The sequence below is a fragment of the Sphingomonas hankookensis genome, assembly GCF_001619955.1.
GTDB classification, from domain to species: domain Bacteria; phylum Pseudomonadota; class Alphaproteobacteria; order Sphingomonadales; family Sphingomonadaceae; genus Sphingomonas; species Sphingomonas hankookensis_A.
Map to the genome: position 1 here is coordinate 22,508 of NZ_LQQO01000012.1, position 15,673 is coordinate 38,180.

Annotated in this window: 14 protein-coding genes; 1 reads left to right on the forward strand and 13 read right to left on the reverse strand. The window is 68.1% G+C overall.

The features are described from left to right. Position 1: 1 nt before the first annotated feature. From AVT10_RS08050 to AVT10_RS08100, 11 genes are all read right to left on the reverse strand, one after another. Entirely contained in the window at positions 2-1,654 is a 1,653-nt protein-coding gene (locus AVT10_RS08050; RefSeq protein WP_066689779.1) for a response regulator, read from the reverse strand. After that, the gene (locus AVT10_RS08055; RefSeq protein ID WP_198158531.1) at positions 1,651-2,691 is read right to left on the reverse strand and encodes a chemotaxis protein CheB; all 1,041 of its coding nucleotides are present in this window, start codon (positions 2,689-2,691) and stop codon (positions 1,651-1,653) included. The genes AVT10_RS08050 and AVT10_RS08055 overlap by 4 nt, the downstream gene beginning before the upstream one ends. A 4-nt stretch (positions 2,692-2,695) precedes the next feature. Beyond that, positions 2,696-4,699 carry a hybrid sensor histidine kinase/response regulator gene (locus AVT10_RS08060; protein ID WP_066689780.1) on the reverse strand — a complete coding sequence of 668 codons (2,004 nt, stop codon included), beginning with the start codon at positions 4,697-4,699 and terminating at the stop codon, positions 2,696-2,698. A 15-nt stretch (positions 4,700-4,714) separates the two neighbouring features. After that, the gene (locus AVT10_RS08065; RefSeq protein WP_066689781.1) at positions 4,715-6,373 is read right to left on the reverse strand and encodes a methyl-accepting chemotaxis protein; all 1,659 of its coding nucleotides are present in this window, start codon (positions 6,371-6,373) and stop codon (positions 4,715-4,717) included. 3 nt (positions 6,374-6,376) lie between these two features. Continuing rightward, entirely contained in the window at positions 6,377-6,889 is a 513-nt protein-coding gene (locus AVT10_RS08070) for a chemotaxis protein CheW (RefSeq protein WP_066689782.1), read from the reverse strand. Beyond that, positions 6,886-8,163 (reverse strand): CheR family methyltransferase, encoded by a 1,278-nt coding sequence (locus AVT10_RS08075; RefSeq protein ID WP_198158532.1) that lies wholly within the window; start codon positions 8,161-8,163, stop codon positions 6,886-6,888. Before AVT10_RS08075 ends, AVT10_RS08070 begins: the two co-directional genes overlap by 4 nt. Further along, entirely contained in the window at positions 8,160-8,630 is a 471-nt protein-coding gene (locus tag AVT10_RS08080; protein WP_066689784.1) for a chemotaxis protein CheW, read from the reverse strand. Before AVT10_RS08080 ends, AVT10_RS08075 begins: the two co-directional genes overlap by 4 nt. Then, positions 8,630-9,178, reverse strand: coding sequence for a molybdenum cofactor guanylyltransferase (mobA, locus tag AVT10_RS08085; RefSeq protein ID WP_066689785.1), 549 nt, complete (start codon positions 9,176-9,178; stop codon positions 8,630-8,632). The genes AVT10_RS08080 and mobA overlap by 1 nt, the downstream gene beginning before the upstream one ends. Beyond that, positions 9,175-9,954 (reverse strand): formate dehydrogenase accessory sulfurtransferase FdhD, encoded by a 780-nt coding sequence (gene fdhD, locus AVT10_RS08090; RefSeq protein WP_066689786.1) that lies wholly within the window; start codon positions 9,952-9,954, stop codon positions 9,175-9,177. Before fdhD ends, mobA begins: the two co-directional genes overlap by 4 nt. Beyond that, on the reverse strand, positions 9,954-12,230 hold the full coding sequence (locus tag AVT10_RS08095; protein WP_066689787.1) for an FdhF/YdeP family oxidoreductase: 2,277 nt from the start codon (positions 12,228-12,230) through the stop codon (positions 9,954-9,956). The genes fdhD and AVT10_RS08095 overlap by 1 nt, the downstream gene beginning before the upstream one ends. Positions 12,231-12,293: 63 nt before the next feature. Further along, on the reverse strand, positions 12,294-13,478 hold the full coding sequence (locus AVT10_RS08100) for an acetyl-CoA C-acyltransferase (RefSeq protein ID WP_066689788.1): 1,185 nt from the start codon (positions 13,476-13,478) through the stop codon (positions 12,294-12,296). 86 nt (positions 13,479-13,564) lie between these two features. Between AVT10_RS08100 and AVT10_RS08105 the strand changes: the two genes are divergently transcribed. Further along, complete coding sequence (locus tag AVT10_RS08105; protein ID WP_066689789.1) at positions 13,565-14,311, forward strand: prepilin peptidase; 747 nt, start codon at positions 13,565-13,567, stop codon at positions 14,309-14,311. Here AVT10_RS08105 and AVT10_RS08110 read toward each other — a convergent pair. Continuing rightward, the gene (locus AVT10_RS08110; RefSeq protein ID WP_126013383.1) at positions 14,308-14,895 is read right to left on the reverse strand and encodes a DUF1989 domain-containing protein; all 588 of its coding nucleotides are present in this window, start codon (positions 14,893-14,895) and stop codon (positions 14,308-14,310) included. The two genes, AVT10_RS08105 and AVT10_RS08110, sit on opposite strands and share 4 nt — an antisense overlap. Beyond that, a complete protein-coding gene (gene gntA / locus AVT10_RS08115; RefSeq protein ID WP_066689791.1) occupies positions 14,892-15,578 on the reverse strand; it encodes a guanitoxin biosynthesis heme-dependent pre-guanitoxin N-hydroxylase GntA in 687 nt (228 codons plus the stop codon). The genes AVT10_RS08110 and gntA overlap by 4 nt, the downstream gene beginning before the upstream one ends. Between the last annotated feature and the right edge of the window lie 95 nt (positions 15,579-15,673).

The window sequence follows — 15,673 nt, forward strand, 5'->3', positions numbered from 1 at the left end:
ATTACGGCCGTTCTGGTATCCTGATGATGAAGGAAGCGCCACCCTGTACCGCGCGCTCGATCGCGATCGTCCCGCCGTGCGAGCGGACGACGCCATAGGCGATGGCAAGACCCAGGCCGGTGCCGGAGCCGACATCCTTGGTCGTGAAAAAGGGTTCGAACACCCGCTCGCGACGGTCCTCGGGAACGCCCGGGCCATTGTCGTCGACCTGGATGCAGAACATGCCGTCGGCGGCACCGGTGGTGATGGCGATGCGGCCCGCGACCGGATCGACCGCATCGGCGGCGTTGGCGACGATGTTCATCACGACCTGATTGACCAGCGCCCCCGAACATTCGAGCATCCGTGCCGGCCCGTAGGTCCGGACTACCTCGACGCTGCCCAGACGAGGGGCGAGCAGGGTCAGGACCGCGTCGATGGCATCGGGAATGTCGATCCGCGACACCTCGCCATCGTCCAGCCGCGAAAAGCGCCGCAGCTTCACCACCAGTTCCTGAATACGGGTCAGGCCGGACCGGATCGACTGGAGCCGGTCCGCCGCCTTGGTCAGCAGTGCGCCGCGCGCATCGTCATCGGCATTCGCCGCGCCGGCGACCGCCCGTTCGACAGTGGCCTGATGGGCCAGGATGAAGGCGAGCGGATTGTTGATCTCATGCGCGATGCCCGCGACCAGTTCGCCCAACGACGCCATCTTGGCCGATTGGACCAGTTGCGCCTGGGTTTCGCGCAGCAGGGCGTTGGCGCCGGCCAGTTCGGCATTGGCCTGCGCCAGCCGTTCCGCCGCGTCGGCCTCTGCGCGGGCCTGTGCCAGTGCGATCGCCTGCGCCTGTTCGCGCGCGATACCCGCGGCCTCCTCGTCGCGCGCCAGCTTGCGCCGGACGATGGCCCGGATACGGACGAGCAGCATGTCGCCGTCGCGCCCGCGCGACACCACGTCGTCCGCTCCGGCGGCGAGGCCAGCCAGTACCGTCGCCGGCTCGGCATCGTCGGTCAGCGCAACCAGCGCAACGCCGCTTGCCCGCGCGGTGCGGCGCGCGTCCAGTTTTGCCGACAGGCCGAAGGACGGATCACCCGGCTGTTCGACGACGAGGATGCCGTCGGCCGCTTCCTCGTCGATCGCCTTCAGGGTATCGGCGATCCCGGCGACATGGCCGACGTGATAGCCCTCGGCGGCAAGGTCGGACACCAGCTGATCCGACGCCGTGTCCTGCGGGGCGAGCAGCAGCAGGCGCGCCTGGCGCAAGGCCGCTGCCGGGCCGTCGCCCAGCGGCCGTGCGCGTACCTGCCGCAACAGGGCGCGGACCCGCGACAGGATCAGCTCGGCCCCGCCGCGCTTGGGCACATAGGCGTTGGCACCGCTGTCCAGCCCCTGTCGTTCGACATCCGATGCATCGTCGCCGGTCAGCATCAGGATCGGCAGCGTGCGGGTGGCGCCGGTCTGTCGCACGATGCGCACCAGTTCGTCGCCGTTCATGCCCGGCAGGCGATAATCGACGACCAGCAGGTCCGGCCGGCTGTGGTTCAGCGTTTCCAGCGCGGTTTCGGCATCGCGCGTCCGGTCGATCCGAAAGCCGGCACGTTCGAACATCCGCCGCAATTGCAGCGCCTGGGTATCGGAATCCTCGATCAGCAGGATCGCTGCGTCGTCGTTCACCGCGCGCGCTCCACGATGCGGCGGACATGCGGGGCGATCAGGTCGAGCGGCAGCGAGAGCGCACCGGCGCGATGCGCAGCCGCGGGCATGCCATAGACGATCGAGGTGCTGGCGTCCTCCGCCACCGCCTGTCCGCCAGCCGCGAGCAGCGCCCGCACGCCGGCCGCGCCGTCCTCACCCATTCCGGTCAGGACGACGGCCAGCGCCGCACCGTCCAGTGCCACGGCGGCGCTCTCGATCAGGCGGGTCGCGGAGGGGCGCTGGCCGCCGACCGGTCCGTCGGTGGCCAGACGGATCGTGCCTCCGCGTGCGAGCGTCAGATGGGCGTCGCCGGGCGCGACATGGACCGTTCCCGGCGTCGGCATCTCGCCGTTGCGGGCAAGCTCGACCCGCTGTGGGACAACGCTGTCGAGCCAGCTGGCAAAGCCGGCCATGAAGCTGGCCCCCATATGCTGCACCAGCAGCACCGGCAGCGGCAGATCGGCCGGGAGCGCGCCCAGCAACCGGGCGAGTGCCGGAGGGCCACCGGTCGATGCCGCGAACAGGAGGGCCGAGGGGGCGCGCTGTCGGACGGGCTGAACCGGAATTTTGGGCGCGGCCGGCATCCGTCGCCGCACCACCGCCACCTCGCTCATGATTGCAAGCTGCGTCCGTATCTCGTGCGCGACCTGGGCATAGGCGGCATCGCCCAGCCCGACCGGCTTTTCGACGACCGACAGCGCCCCGGCGCGCAGCGCGTCCATGCTGTCGCCCATCGCGCCGCCGTCCATGCTGGCGGAGATCACCACGATCGGCGTCGGATGGCTGGCCATGATCTGCCGCGTTGCCTCCAGCCCGTCGATGCCGGGCAGGCGAATATCCATCGAGATGACATCGGGGCGGAGGACCGGCAGCGCCTCGATCGCTTCTTCGGCGGTGGCGAAGCTGGCGGCGACGGTCAGGCGCGGGTCGCTGCCGACGATATGCGTCAGCAGCGTGCGGACCACGGTCGAATCCTCGACGATCATCACGCGGGCAGGGGCGGTGCGGGCCGTCATTGCGTCAGATCAGCTGCTGGACGGTGCCGATCAACATGCCCTGATCGAAATCCTGTTTGGTGACATAGGCGTCGGCGCCGAGGCTGAGGCCGCGTTCGATATCGTCGGGGCTGTTGCGCGATGTCATCATGATGACCGGTAAAGTTTTGAGTGCCGGATCGTTCCGTATCGCCGCCAGCAAAGCGAAGCCATCCATGCGCGGCATCTCGACATCTGCGACGACCAGATCGATGGCATCGAGGCCGGAGCGCAGCCGTTCCAGCCCGGCCAGTCCGTCGACCTCGACCAGTACGCGATAGCCCTGCGCTTCGAGGATGCTGCGCTCCAGCGTACGGGTCGTGATGGAATCGTCGACGACCAGGATGGTGCGGCTTTGCGCTTCGGCCTGGGGCGCGACGTAGGGGCTTGCCGCCCGGCCGCTGGCCCGGTCGCGTACCAGCTGGGCCGGATCGAGCACCAGCACGACCTCGCCATTCGTCAGCACCGTGCCCAGCACCAGCGGCAGATCGGCGGCGATCGCCGCGGCATCGCCGACCAGCAGCGCCCGGACATCGCGCAGCGCATCGACGATCAGGACGCGGCGGACGCCCTCCGCCTCCAGCACCACCGCCCGCAGCGGACCGGCGGCATCGGCCTGTGCCGTGCCCAATATGTCGCCGAGCCGCGTAACGGGCAGCGGCTGGCCATTGACCGGCAGCATCACCTCCGCTCCGCTGGGGGAAAGGTCGGCGGGATCGATCCGCAGTACCTGTCGCACCGCATCGGCGGGTAGGGCGCAGACCGTGTCGCCGACCTCGACCATCAGCAATGTGCGGCGGGTCAGTGCGACCGGCACGGCGATGGTCACGACGGTCCCGCCGCCCGAGCCGGGCGCGATGCTGGCCGACCCGTGCAGGCGGCGGGCGACCTCCGCCACGACCGACAGGCCGATGCCGCGCCCGGCGACCTCGTCCAGCCGGTCGGCGGTGGACAGTCCCTGTTCGAACAGCAGCGCATGCAACGCCTGTCCTCTGGGCGGGGGGGCATCGGCGGGGATCAGGTCGGCAGCGCGGGCACGGGCGACGATCGCCGCATCGTCCAGCCCGGCACCGTCGTCACGGACGGTGATGATCAGCCGCCCGCGATCGATCCGCGTGTCGATGCTGATCGTGCCTGTGTCCTCCTTGCCCGCTCGATGGCGACGGTCGGGCGTTTCGATGCCATGGCGCACGGCATTGCGCAGGACGTGCAGCAGCGGATCGCGCAGCGCATTCAGGACGCGGCGATCGGCCTCGCCATCCGTTTCGGTCGTTCGTAGCCGTGCGACCTTGCCCTCGGCGGTCGCCAGGTCGCGGACGGCGCGTTCATAGCCGTCGAAGAGCGTCGCCACCGGTTGCAGCAACAGCCGCTCGCCATCGCGTTCCAGTTCGGCGCTCGACCGGTCCAGCGCGTCGCGCAGCCGCCCGTGCAGGCGGCGGATGCGGTCCAGCTCGCCCGTCGCCTGTCGCAGCCGTCGTGCGGCTTCGCTGTCGCCGGCGGTGGCGAGCAGAGGCGACAGTGCGGCAAGATCCTCGGCCAGCGCGTTCAAACGGTCGGCGACCATGCCCTGTTCGGCGATCTGCGTCGCCATGACGTGCAGCGAACGGCCGAGCCGCTCGACCCGGTGGCCCGACACCGCGACACGCCGTTCGGGCTCGATGTCGGTCGCGCTGTCGTTCGTATCCGGGGCGGCGCCGTCCTCGATCGCATCGGCGAGGCGGCGGAGCTCGGCGATCGCCGCGCCGTCCATCGCCCGTTCGCCGCGTTCGATGGCGAGGATCAGCGCCTCCGCCTCATGCGCGGCGGCTTCGCTCTCCGGCAGTTCAACCGCGCGCGCCGCGCCTTTCAGGCTGTGCGCCCGGCGGCTGAATTCGCGCAGGTCGACCGGGCGGCCGGCATCAGCATCGGCCAGCGCCGCGCGGATGCCGGCCATGTGTTCGGCCAGTTCCGACGCGAATGCCGCCAGCAATTCGGCCTGAAGCTCGTCCACGCGCGCGTCCTGCCGTTACAGGCGGTAGCGTTCGGTCAGGCCGACCAGCGTGCGCGACAATTCGCCCAGGTCGCTTGCCGCCTGATCGAGCTGACGGGTGGAGGCAGCGGTCTGTTGCGACGCTTCGCGGATATTCTGCAGGGCGATGGTGACCTGTTCGATGCCGATCTGCTGCTGGTTGGTCGATGCGACGATCTGCTGGAAGGTCTGGACATTTTCCTGCACGCGGGTCGCCAGTTCCTCGATCGCGGCATGGCCGGCATCGGTGCGTTCCTTGCCCGACGCGACGCGCTTCACCGCCTCCTCGGTCAGCATCACCGACGAATTGATCCCGCGCTGGATATCGCCCAGGATCGAGCGGACGTTGCGTGTCGCGCCCTTGGCCTGATCGGCCAGCTGCTTCATCTCCGATGCGACGATGGCGAAACTGCGCCCCTGTTCACCCGCCGCCGCCGCCTCGATCGAGGCGTTGAGCGCGAGCAGGTGCGAGCGTTCCGACACGTCGTTGACCGTCGCGATGATGTCGCCGATCGCCTGGGTCTTTTCCGACAGGGCGACGATGTTGGTCGCCACCGCTTCGGCCTGTTCGCGGATCGCATCCATCGCGCGCGCGGTATCGGCGACGGCAGTCAGGCCGGCGTTGCTGACTTGGGCGGTCGCCTGCGCCTGCGCGATCACCTCCTGCGCGCGGCGAGTGATCTGCGCGCCGCTATGAGTGATCTCGTCGACGGTGGCGGCGGTTTCCTGCACCGCGGCCAACTGCTCCTCGACCGACGCCGCCTGTTCCTGCGTCGACGCACGGATTTCGGTGGTCGCCGCGTTCAGGTCGTTGGTCGCTGCGCGGTTCTGCGTTGCGATGGTGCGCAGCCCGCCGACCATGTCGTTGAGCGTGCGGCCAAGGCGCCCGAGTTCGTCGGCACCGGTCACGTCGGTGGTCGTCGACAGATTGCCTTCGCCGATGCGCCCGACAAAGCCCATGAACGCATCGAGCGGCCGCACGATCGAACGGCGGGTCGTCACCGCGACGGCAATGGCGACGACGATCGCGACCATCAGCCCCAGAATGATGGAAATCCGGCTGGCGTTATAGACGTCGCGGGTCGCATCCCGCCCACGTTCGATGGCGACGTTAAGCGTTTCGCGCGCTTGGCCGATCCGGCCGACCGTCGCGGCATGGTCGCGCACGATATCGGCCTCGGTCGCCAGCACCGCCGCCCGGTCGCCTGCAGCGATTGCGGCCAGCTGGGTCTCGACATCCGCCCGAGTCTGTTTGAGCGCGCGGTCGCCCTCGGCCAGTTGGCGGGCCATCCGTGCCCAGAGTTCGGACCGCGCGCCCGTCACCGAATTGTCGCGATAGGTTTCGGCGGCGCGTTCCTGTTCGGCGATGCCGCGCTGCGCTTCCTCGACGGCGTTGCGCCATCCGGTCGTTGCCTCCCGGACGCGACTGTTGTCGCCGGTCAGGAAGGCCTGGACGAGGCTGGCGCGCTGTTCGACCTTGCGCGACAGGGCGTGGTCGATGCGATTGAGCGCCTCCATCGACGCGAGGTCGCGTTCGACGATCATGTCGACGGTGTGGCGGACGTCGCCGATCTGGACCAGCGCATAGACGCCAAGCGCGAGGAGGATCGCGGTCAGGGCGGCGAAGCCGGCGGCGATCCGGGTAGAGACGGACAAACCTTATCCTTCCTGAAGACGGGCAGGGAGCAATCGTTCGATCAGCATGACGGGGTCGATGCGTGTCAACCTTTGGTCGCCATCGACGACCAGCGTGGCAAGCGCCGAGGCGGCCGGCTGGCGGGCAATCGTCGTGACGCCGGACACGGCATCGACGGCAAGGGCGATACGGGGCGCGTCGTGGCGCAGCACGATCATCGCCGTCGCGCCCGCCGCATCACGGTCGAGCAGCTCCGCCAGCGCGAACAGGTTCACGACCGTGCCGCGCCATGCGACCAGCCCCGTCAGCGCGGCCGGGGGATGGGGCAGGCGCGTCACCTTGGGCAGCGGCGCGACCGCACGTACGCAGTCGATCGGCAGGCCATGCGCGACGCCGCCCAGGTCGAAGACGAGCAGCGTTTCGGTCGGTCGATCGTCCAGGGAGCGCGTGCTGCCGACGGCCCGCTGCCGTGCGGCCAGGATCGCGGCGATGGCATCGGCATCGAGGCCGTCGGCAAGGATCAGCGGTGCGCTCAACGATGGGGTCCGATGGTGTGGCGGATGGCGGTGGCCATCGCGCCGGCGGTCATGCCTTCGCCTTCGGCCAGTTCGGTATCGGGCGCAAGCGCGCTGGCGACCCGCAGCGCGTTGGTCAGGCTGCGGCGACCATCGGGCGCGCGGCCCTGTGCCAGCAGGTAGTGGCCGAACTGGTAATGCGCCATCGCAAAGGATCGATCGAGGTATAGCGCGTCGCGAAACGCCCGTTCGGCGCGCTCCTTGTCGTCGGCAGCCAGCGCATCGAGGGCCGCGAAATAATGGGCAACGGCATCGGGCGTGCGCACCACCAGCGGCGCTTCCGTCTTTGGCGTCGGCGGGGGTGGCGCTGGGGGCCTTGGGAGCGGCGCCGAGCGTGATTTATCGACGTGTGGCGCGGGGACGGTTTCGATCACGGGCGGGGTGGGCGGCACCGGCTTCGGCCGGGTGCCGAGCGTCCGATAGGTCAGGATTCCAGCGATCAGTTCGCTATCGGCGACCGCATCGAAGCCGGGATTGGGTTCGGCATGCCCCAGCAGCAGGACGCCGTCCGTCGCCAGCCGCCTGGCCAGCGCGCCGACGATCGCGGTCGCATCCTCCTGCCGGAAATAGATCAGCACGTTGCGGCACAGGATCAGGTCGTAATCGCTGAACCCCAGCGGCGCTGCCGCGTCGATCATCGACAACAGGTTGTGGCGTTCGAACCGCGCGATCCCGCGGTAGCGGTCCTTCAGGCGGTAGCGATCGCCGGTGCGGTCGAACAACCGCGCCCGCTCCGTCTCGCCCATGGTGCGAAGCGCCCAGGACGAATATTCCGCGCGCCGCGCGGCGTCCAGTGCCGCTTCGTCGATATCGGTTCCGGTGAGCGCGATGCGCCAGTCCGCGATCGCCTCGCCCAGCAGATCGTCCAGCACCACCGCGACCGAGTGGGCCTCCGCTCCGGTCGAACAGCCGACACTCCAGATGCGCAGCCTTTTGTCGTCCCGGTGGCGATCGATCATCGCCGGCAGGATGGTCGTGCGCAGCGCCGCGAACTGTTCGGCGAAGCGGAAGAAGAAGGTTTCGTTGATCGTGACCGCGCTTTCCAGCCGCCGCCATTCGGGATCGGTGGGGTCACGCAGGCGGGCGCCATAGTCGGCCAGCGTCGCATCGCCGGTGGCCGCCATCCGCTGCGCGATGCGGTCGGCCAGCTGGCTGTCCTTATCGACGTAATAATGGTGGCCGGTCCGCGCGATGACCAGCGCCTTCACCTCCGCAAAGGCGTCGTCGGCGATCATGCCGCGGTCCATAGCGAACGGCGTTCGGCGGCAACGGCGGTCAGCTCGGCCAACACCGCCCGTTCGCTGTCCAGCAGCAGGCGGTCGGGGGCGACGACATGGACCGTCCCATCGGGCAGCGCGAGTTCGCCGGTGATCGCGTCGTTCAGGCTATGGCCGGGGTCGAGCGGGCCGACGTCGCCGGTCGCGACATCCTCCGCGCGGTCGACCAGCAGGCAGACATCGTCGCGCAGCCGGACCAGATGGGCGGACAGGTCGACGGGTCCCGTCTGCTGCTGCGGATCGAGCAGCAGGTGCGGGGCGAGGACCGGCACCGGCAGCCCCTGCAGCGTCACGAAGCCCAGCAGCGGGCGCGGGAGACCGGGCGGCGTGTCGATCGGCAGCAACGGCAGCACTTCCCGCACTGCCGCCATGGGCAGCGCGAGGCGGGTATCGCCGACACGCAGGATCAGGAACGACGCGGTCATCACCGTTCGGCTATATCGCGCTTCGCCAGCAGCGCCAGATCATCCGGCGTGTTGATGTTCGCAATTTCACCCGATGCGGCCACGGCCGTCGCGCCGATGCGATCGGTGAAGGCCCGGACCGAGCGCGATCCGCCCTCTGCCAGCAGCATGTCGAGCACCGGGCTGGCGCCGGACGGCCACCATCCGACCACCGGCAGGTCGGCGTAATAGGCAGCGGGACCGGCGTCGGACAGCTGTTGTCGGAGGGTAGTCGGCAGGAACGGCGCGTCGCAGGGTACGGTCAGCACCTGTTCGAAGCCGTGCGCCCTGGCGTGATGCAACGCCGCCGCTATTCCGCCGAGCGGTCCGAGGTCGGGTGCCGGCCGGTCGGGGATGCAGGGGACGCCCGGATGCGAGCGACCGACCACGACCAATGCGTCCACCTGCGGACCGAGCGCATCCATGACCCGGTCGATCAGGGCGCGCCCGTCGAGCGTCGCCAATGCCTTGTCACTGCCAAAGCGGGTCGAGCGCCCGCCGGCAAGGATCGTTCCGAGGACGCGGGTCATATCGCCAGCATCGCGTCGCCGCGGACGAGCGTTCGGAGCGGCAGCCCGGCACTCGCCGCGCGGTCGAGCGCCAGCGACGTGGCGGCCGAGAGGGTGGCGAGCAGCGGGCAGTTTGCCAGCACCGCCTTTTCGACCAGTTCATAGGAGCAGCGCGACGACAGCAGCGCGAAGCCGCCATCCCAGTCCTGGCCGGCACGCCGCATCGCGCCGATCAATTTGTCGAACGCGTTGTGTCGACCGACATCCTCGCGCACCAGCCGGACACTGCCATCGATGGCGCACAGCGCGGCGGCATGGGTCGCGCCGGTTGCCTGCGCCAGGGGTTGATAGTCGCGCAAGGCCGCCGCCGCAGCGACAATGGCGGCGGGCGATGCTCCGCTTCGTTCCGACACGGCGGGCAGGGGGCGCAGCGCCTGTTCGAGATTTTCGATCCCGCACAGCCCGCAGGAGGATTCGGAGATGCGGTGCCGCACGCGCTCGGCGACCCGGTCGTGCCGTTCCGCGCTGAGCGTGATGCGCAGCAGCGTGCCCGATGCCGCCGGGTGCGTCGACACCTCGACCACTTCGCCAGCATCATCCACCAGCCGTTCGGACAAGACGAAGCCGTAAGCCAAGTCGGCCAGATCGGTCGGCGTCGCCATCAGCACGGCATAGCCCAGGCCATTCACCTCGATCGCGACCGGTGCCTCGATCGCGATGGCGCGTTCCTGTCGTTCGGCATCCCCCGATGCCGCCACCCGGTCGAACCGCCGGGTGGCGCTACCCCCCTGATCCATCAGGCGACGATACGCACCGGCACCGCCTTCGCCGCCGGCGTCTGCGATCCGTGGTCGTGCCAGTTCAGCGGGACCAGCGGATTGAGCTCGGGATAATAGCCGGCGATGCAGCCATCGGGCAGGTCGAACGGCACGACCTTCAGCCCGGCCACGCGGCGGTCGATCCCGTCGTCGCTGTCGCCGACGATGGTCACGACCTGCCCCTTGTGCAGGCCGGCCTTCTCGATCTCCTTCGGGTTCATCAGCACGACATCGCGGGTGCCCGAAATGCCGCGAAAGCGATCGTCATAGCCGTAGATGGTCGTGTTGAACTGGTCGTTCGACCGTAGCGTCACCAGCCGCAGCCGACCCGGCGCATCGGGAATGTCGGTGCCGGACAGCGACCGGGGAACGGTGAACTCCGCCTTGCCGCTCTCGGTCTTCCACACGCGTTCGCGCGCCGAATTGCCGCGATAGAAGCCGCCCGGCGTGAACATGCGTTCCTCGAAATCGTGGAACTCCTCCGGATAGGTCGCCTCGATCAGCTTGCGGACCTTTGCATAGTCGCCGGTCCAGCCGTCCCAGTCGACCTTCGGATGGGGATCGAGCGTTGCCTTGGCGATCCCGGCGACGATGGCGACTTCGGACTTCAGATGCTCGCTGGCCGGTTCATGGGTCGCGATCGACCCGTGGATATGGCTGAACGTGTCCTCGATCGTGACGATCTGTTCGCCGCCGGCCTGCTTGTCGACTTCGGTCCGGACGAGGCAGGGGAGGAGATAGGCGACCTTGCCGTTGATCAGGTGGCTGCGATTGAGCTTGGTCGCGATCTGCACCGTCAGGCGCATCGACGGCCATGCCGCCTCGATCCGTTCCAGATCGGGGATCGCGCGCAGGAAATTGCCGCCGAGCGATAGGAAGGCGTCGATCTCGCCCTTCAACAGGTCTTCGCAGGCGGTCACGGTATTGTGGCCATGGTCCATCGGCGGTTCGAAATCGAACAGTTCGCGCAACCGGTCCATCGGCACCAGTTCGGGCTTTTCCGAAATGCCGACGGTACGCTGGCCCTGCACGTTGCTATGCCCCCGGACCGGCGACATGCCGGTGCCGACGCGACCGATATTGCCCTTCATCAGCAGCAGGTTGACGTAGGTCGCGACATTGTCGAACCCGTTGACCTGCTGGGTCAGGCCCATGCCGTAGATGCCGATCGTCCGATCCGCCTCGACATAGACCTGGCCGGCTGCCTCGATATCGGCGCGGCTGAGGCCGCTTTCGCGTTCGATATCAGCCCAGTCGGTTGCGCGGACCATCGCCTCGAACTCGGCGAAGCCGGTAGTGTGCTGTTCGATGAAGTCGACGTCGAGGACATGGACCTTGTGCTCGGCCCAGCTCTTGTCTTCCGCCGCCAGCACATGCTTGGCGAGGCCGATCATCACCGCGACGTCGCCGCCGGGCTTCACCTGATGATATTGGCAGCTGATCTTCGTCTCGCTGCGGGTCGCCATCTCGAACGGGTTCTGCGGGTCGGTAAAGGCGACCAGTCCGGGTTCCTTGACGGGATTGAACGTCACGACCTTGCACCCGCGCTTCACCGCGTCGCGCAAGGGGTGGAGGAAACGCGGGCTGTTCGACCCGGTGTTCTGCCCGAAAAAGAACATCGCATCGCAATGCTCGAAATCGTCGAGGATCGAGGTGCCGACCGGCGCGCCGATCGTCTTCTTCAGCGCAACCGACGTCGTTTCGTGGCACATGTTCGAACTGTCGGGCAGATTGTTGTGCCCATAAAGCCTGGCGAACAGCGCGTAGAGATAGGAGGTTTCGAGGCTGGCGCGACCCGAGGCGTAGAAGATCGCCTTTTTCGGATCGATCGCGCGTAGTTCCGCACCGATCGCGGCGAAGGCTTCGTCCCAGCTGCATTCGATATAATGATCGGTCGCGTGGTCGTAGCGCAGCGGATGGGTCAGCCGCCCGACATGTTCGAGATCGAAATCCTTCCACGTCTTCAGCTCGGTCACGGAATGCTTCGCGAAGAATTCCGGCGTGCAGCGGTTGGGCGTCAGGTCCCACAACGTCGCCTTCGCCCCATTCTCGCAGAATTCGAACGGGTGCGGCTCGGCGGGCTTGCCCCATGCGCAGGACGTGCACATGAAGCCCTTGGGCTTGTTCTGCCGGGCGAGTTGCGCCAGCGCGGCGGGGCGGTTACGCTCCTTGGCAAGGACCTTGGACATCCCCTTGACCGAGCCCCAGCCGCCTGCCGGGCCGTCATATCCCACCACATCGTCCCGATCCGCCACGGCAATTCCTTCTCTACGCCTGTGGCGTAGCCTACGCCGGGCGGGGGGATAATGTTCCGTTCGTCAGTCGACTAATTCGAGCGCCAGCGCCGTCGCTTCGCCGCCGCCGATGCATAGCGAGGCGAGGCCGCGTTTCTTCCCGCGCGTCTCCAACGCCGACAACAGGGTCGCCAGCACCCGTGCACCGCTGGCCCCGATCGGATGGCCGAGTGCGCAGGCACCGCCATGGACGTTCACCCGGTCGTGCGGCAGGTCCAGGTCGTGCATCGCCGCCATGGTGACGCAGGCAAAGGCTTCGTTCACCTCGAACAGGTCGATCTGTTCCGCGCTCCATCCCGCGCGCTCCATCGCGCGGCGCATCGCGAAGACCGGGGCGGTGGCGAAGCGGGCGGGGGCGTGGGCGAAGCCGGCATGGGCGACGATCCGCGCGATCGGGGTCAGCCCCAGCCGGTCGGCCACCGAGGCGCGCGCCAGTACCAGCGCCGCGGCGCCGTCCGAAATCGACGAGGCATTGGCGGCGGTGATCGTACCATCCTTCGCAAAGGCGGGTTTGAGCGTCGGAATCTTGGCCACGTCGCCGCGCGCGGGCTGTTCATCGAGCCGAACGGTCGTCGTTCCCTTGCGACCGGCGATCTCGACGGGCACGATTTCGCGATCGAACGCACCGGAGGCTTGCGCCGCCTGCGCACGGGTCAGCGATTCGATCGCGAAGGCGTCCTGCGCCTCGCGGGTAAAGCCATAGGATACCGCGGTTTCCTCGGCAAAGCTGCCCATCAGCCGGCCGGGTTCATAGGCGTCCTCCAGCCCATCCATATACATGTGATCGATCAGCCTATCATGGCCGATCCGCGCGCCGCTGCGATGGCGCTGCGACAGATAGGGCGCGTTGGTCATGCTCTCCATGCCGCCCGCGACGATGATGTCCGCGGAACCGGCGGCGATGGTATCGGCGGCCATCATCACCGCCTGCATGCCCGATCCGCACATCTTGTTGACAGTCGTCGCCTCGACATGCTGCGGCAGACCTGCGCCCAATGCCGCCTGTCGTGCCGGCGCCTGGCCGAGGCCGGCGGGCAGCACGCAGCCCATATAGATACGCTCGATCGCCTCGCCCGACAGGCCGGCGCGCTCGACCGCCGCACCGACCGCCGTCGCGCCCAGTTGCGTGGCGGTGGCACCCGACAACGACCCCTGGAAGCTGCCCATCGGCGTGCGGGCATAGGACAGGATGACGACGGGGTCGGACATGAAACGCTCTCCGGGATATTTCTTGTTTCGTTTGTTATCATCTAGGGCGATGGCCGCGCCGCCGCAATCGCGCTAGGCGCTGAACGATGTCGTCCGCGCTGCCTCCTGCCTTCTGGCCGATCCTGCTGGGGATGCTGGGTGCCGTGTTCGGCAGCTTCATCGCGACGATCGCGATCCGCTGGCCGGCCGGACGGTCGGTTTCGACCGGGCGATCGGCGTGCGACGGGTGCGCGCGGACGCTAGCTGCGTGGGAACTGGTGCCGGTGCTTAGCTTCGTCGCGCTGCGTGGCCGGTGCCGGACGTGCGGAACGCAAATCGCGCCGGGACATGTCGTGACCGAACTGCTGGGCGCGGGGATCGGCGTGGTCGCCGGCCTGACCGCGCCGGGTTGGGAAGGGGTGGCGGGGGCCGCATGCGGCTGGCTGTTGCTGGCGCTGGGGGCGATCGACCTCGCCGCGTTCTGGTTGCCTGACGTCCTGACCGCATCGCTGGCCGTCGTCGCCTTGACGGGGGGCGTTGGAGGCTTCGGTGCCGATCTTTCGGCACGGCTGATCGGCGGCATTGCGGGGTTCGGCGTGCTGTGGCTGGTCGCCGCTCTCTATCGATCGTTGCGCGGCCGGGTCGGGTTGGGCGGCGGCGATCCGAAATTGTTCGGTGCAATCGGCCTGTGGCTCGGCTGGCGCGCCTTGCCGCAGGTGCTGTTGGTGGCGGCGCTTGCCGGGCTGGCCATCGTGCTCGCGATGGCGCTCGCCGGCCGCCGGGTGACGGCGACCGACCGCTTGCCGCTGGGCACGCTGCTCGCCGGGGCGGCCTTTCTATGCTGGGCGCTTTAGGCCGGTTCGATCCGATATTCGATCGGTTTGAAGCTGCCACCGTTGGACGCCGGAGCCGAACAGGCGGTGAGGCCGATGACGAGGTCCATCGCGGCGCGGAAGGTGATCGTGTCCCCTGCCTTGCTGATCGGGGGCAGGACGCTGAGCCTGCCCGTCGTGCCGTCCACCGGCACGTTCATGAAACAATTGAACGCTACCGGAATGCGGTCCGGCGTCACGCCATAGGGTTCCAGCGCGGCGGCGAGATTGCCAAAACAGCCGCGATGCGGCGGCAGGTCCGGGTAGAAATGGTGGAATGTGTCGTAGGAGCATGGCGTCAGCAGGAAGTCATGCACCCCGACCGTGTCGTCGGTGATGTCCAGCATTACCCGGCTGCGGTTCGAATAGAGTTTATGGCCGGCCGTCAGGCGGATCGTCTCGGCATAATCCAGCGTCCGCCCGGACGAGATGACTTCGTCCATGTCGTCGGCATTGAATGCCAGCAGGTCGGCCACCTGGCACCCGCGCGGGTCGACCACGACCAGCGTATCCCCCGTTTTCAGGCGAAACGCCGTGCCCGACCGTTCGGGGATGGTGACGTTCACTTCGCCTCCCCCGAATAATGGAACGGGCAGGCCCAGCGTTCGTCGACCACCCGGCCGCTATATTGCCGCGCCTCGCTGGCGGCGCCGTGGCGGGCGAGCATCGGGTTGCGGCTGCCCGCCAGCGCTTCGTCGCGCACGAGGATCTTCTCGCGCATCGTCTCATACTTGCCTTCGGCGCGCAGCCGTTCGAACTGGTCGTGCAGGTTGAAGACGAGCGTCGGCCGTTCGAACCGTCGCGCCGGACGGCTGGCGCGCGGGTGGAGGCCGACGATGAAAAAGGCCTCGCCGCCGAAGCTCAGTGAGAAATGCGGATTGTCCGGGTCGGCGCTGACCCGCGCGTCATAGTCCTGTCCGCGCCACACATCCTTGTCGGACAGCGACTGGACCCGTTGCCACAGCGCACGTTCGAATTCCGGTTCGGACAGGTCGCCCGGCCCTTCGAACACGACCGCGAAGCTACGGTACATCGCCCGGTCGCGGCGATAATCTTCGGCCAGTCGCATCAGGGCATCGTGAATGCGGACATCGTCCCATGCGCTGTCGATGCTGGAGCAGGCGAGTACATCGAGCGTACCCCGCGCCATCGCGGATTTTGCGCCCACGCAGGGAAATGCGCGGTCGTCGATATGGGCGAACAGCAGGGCTTCGAGGCGGTCCTGTGCCTCGTGTTTCCAGTTGAACATTGCGGAGATCCCGACCCGGTGATTGGAACGACACTACGTTTCGCGGCCGATACAGGTTCCGCCCGGTTGACGCGTGGCGGGGACGGCGGCAACAA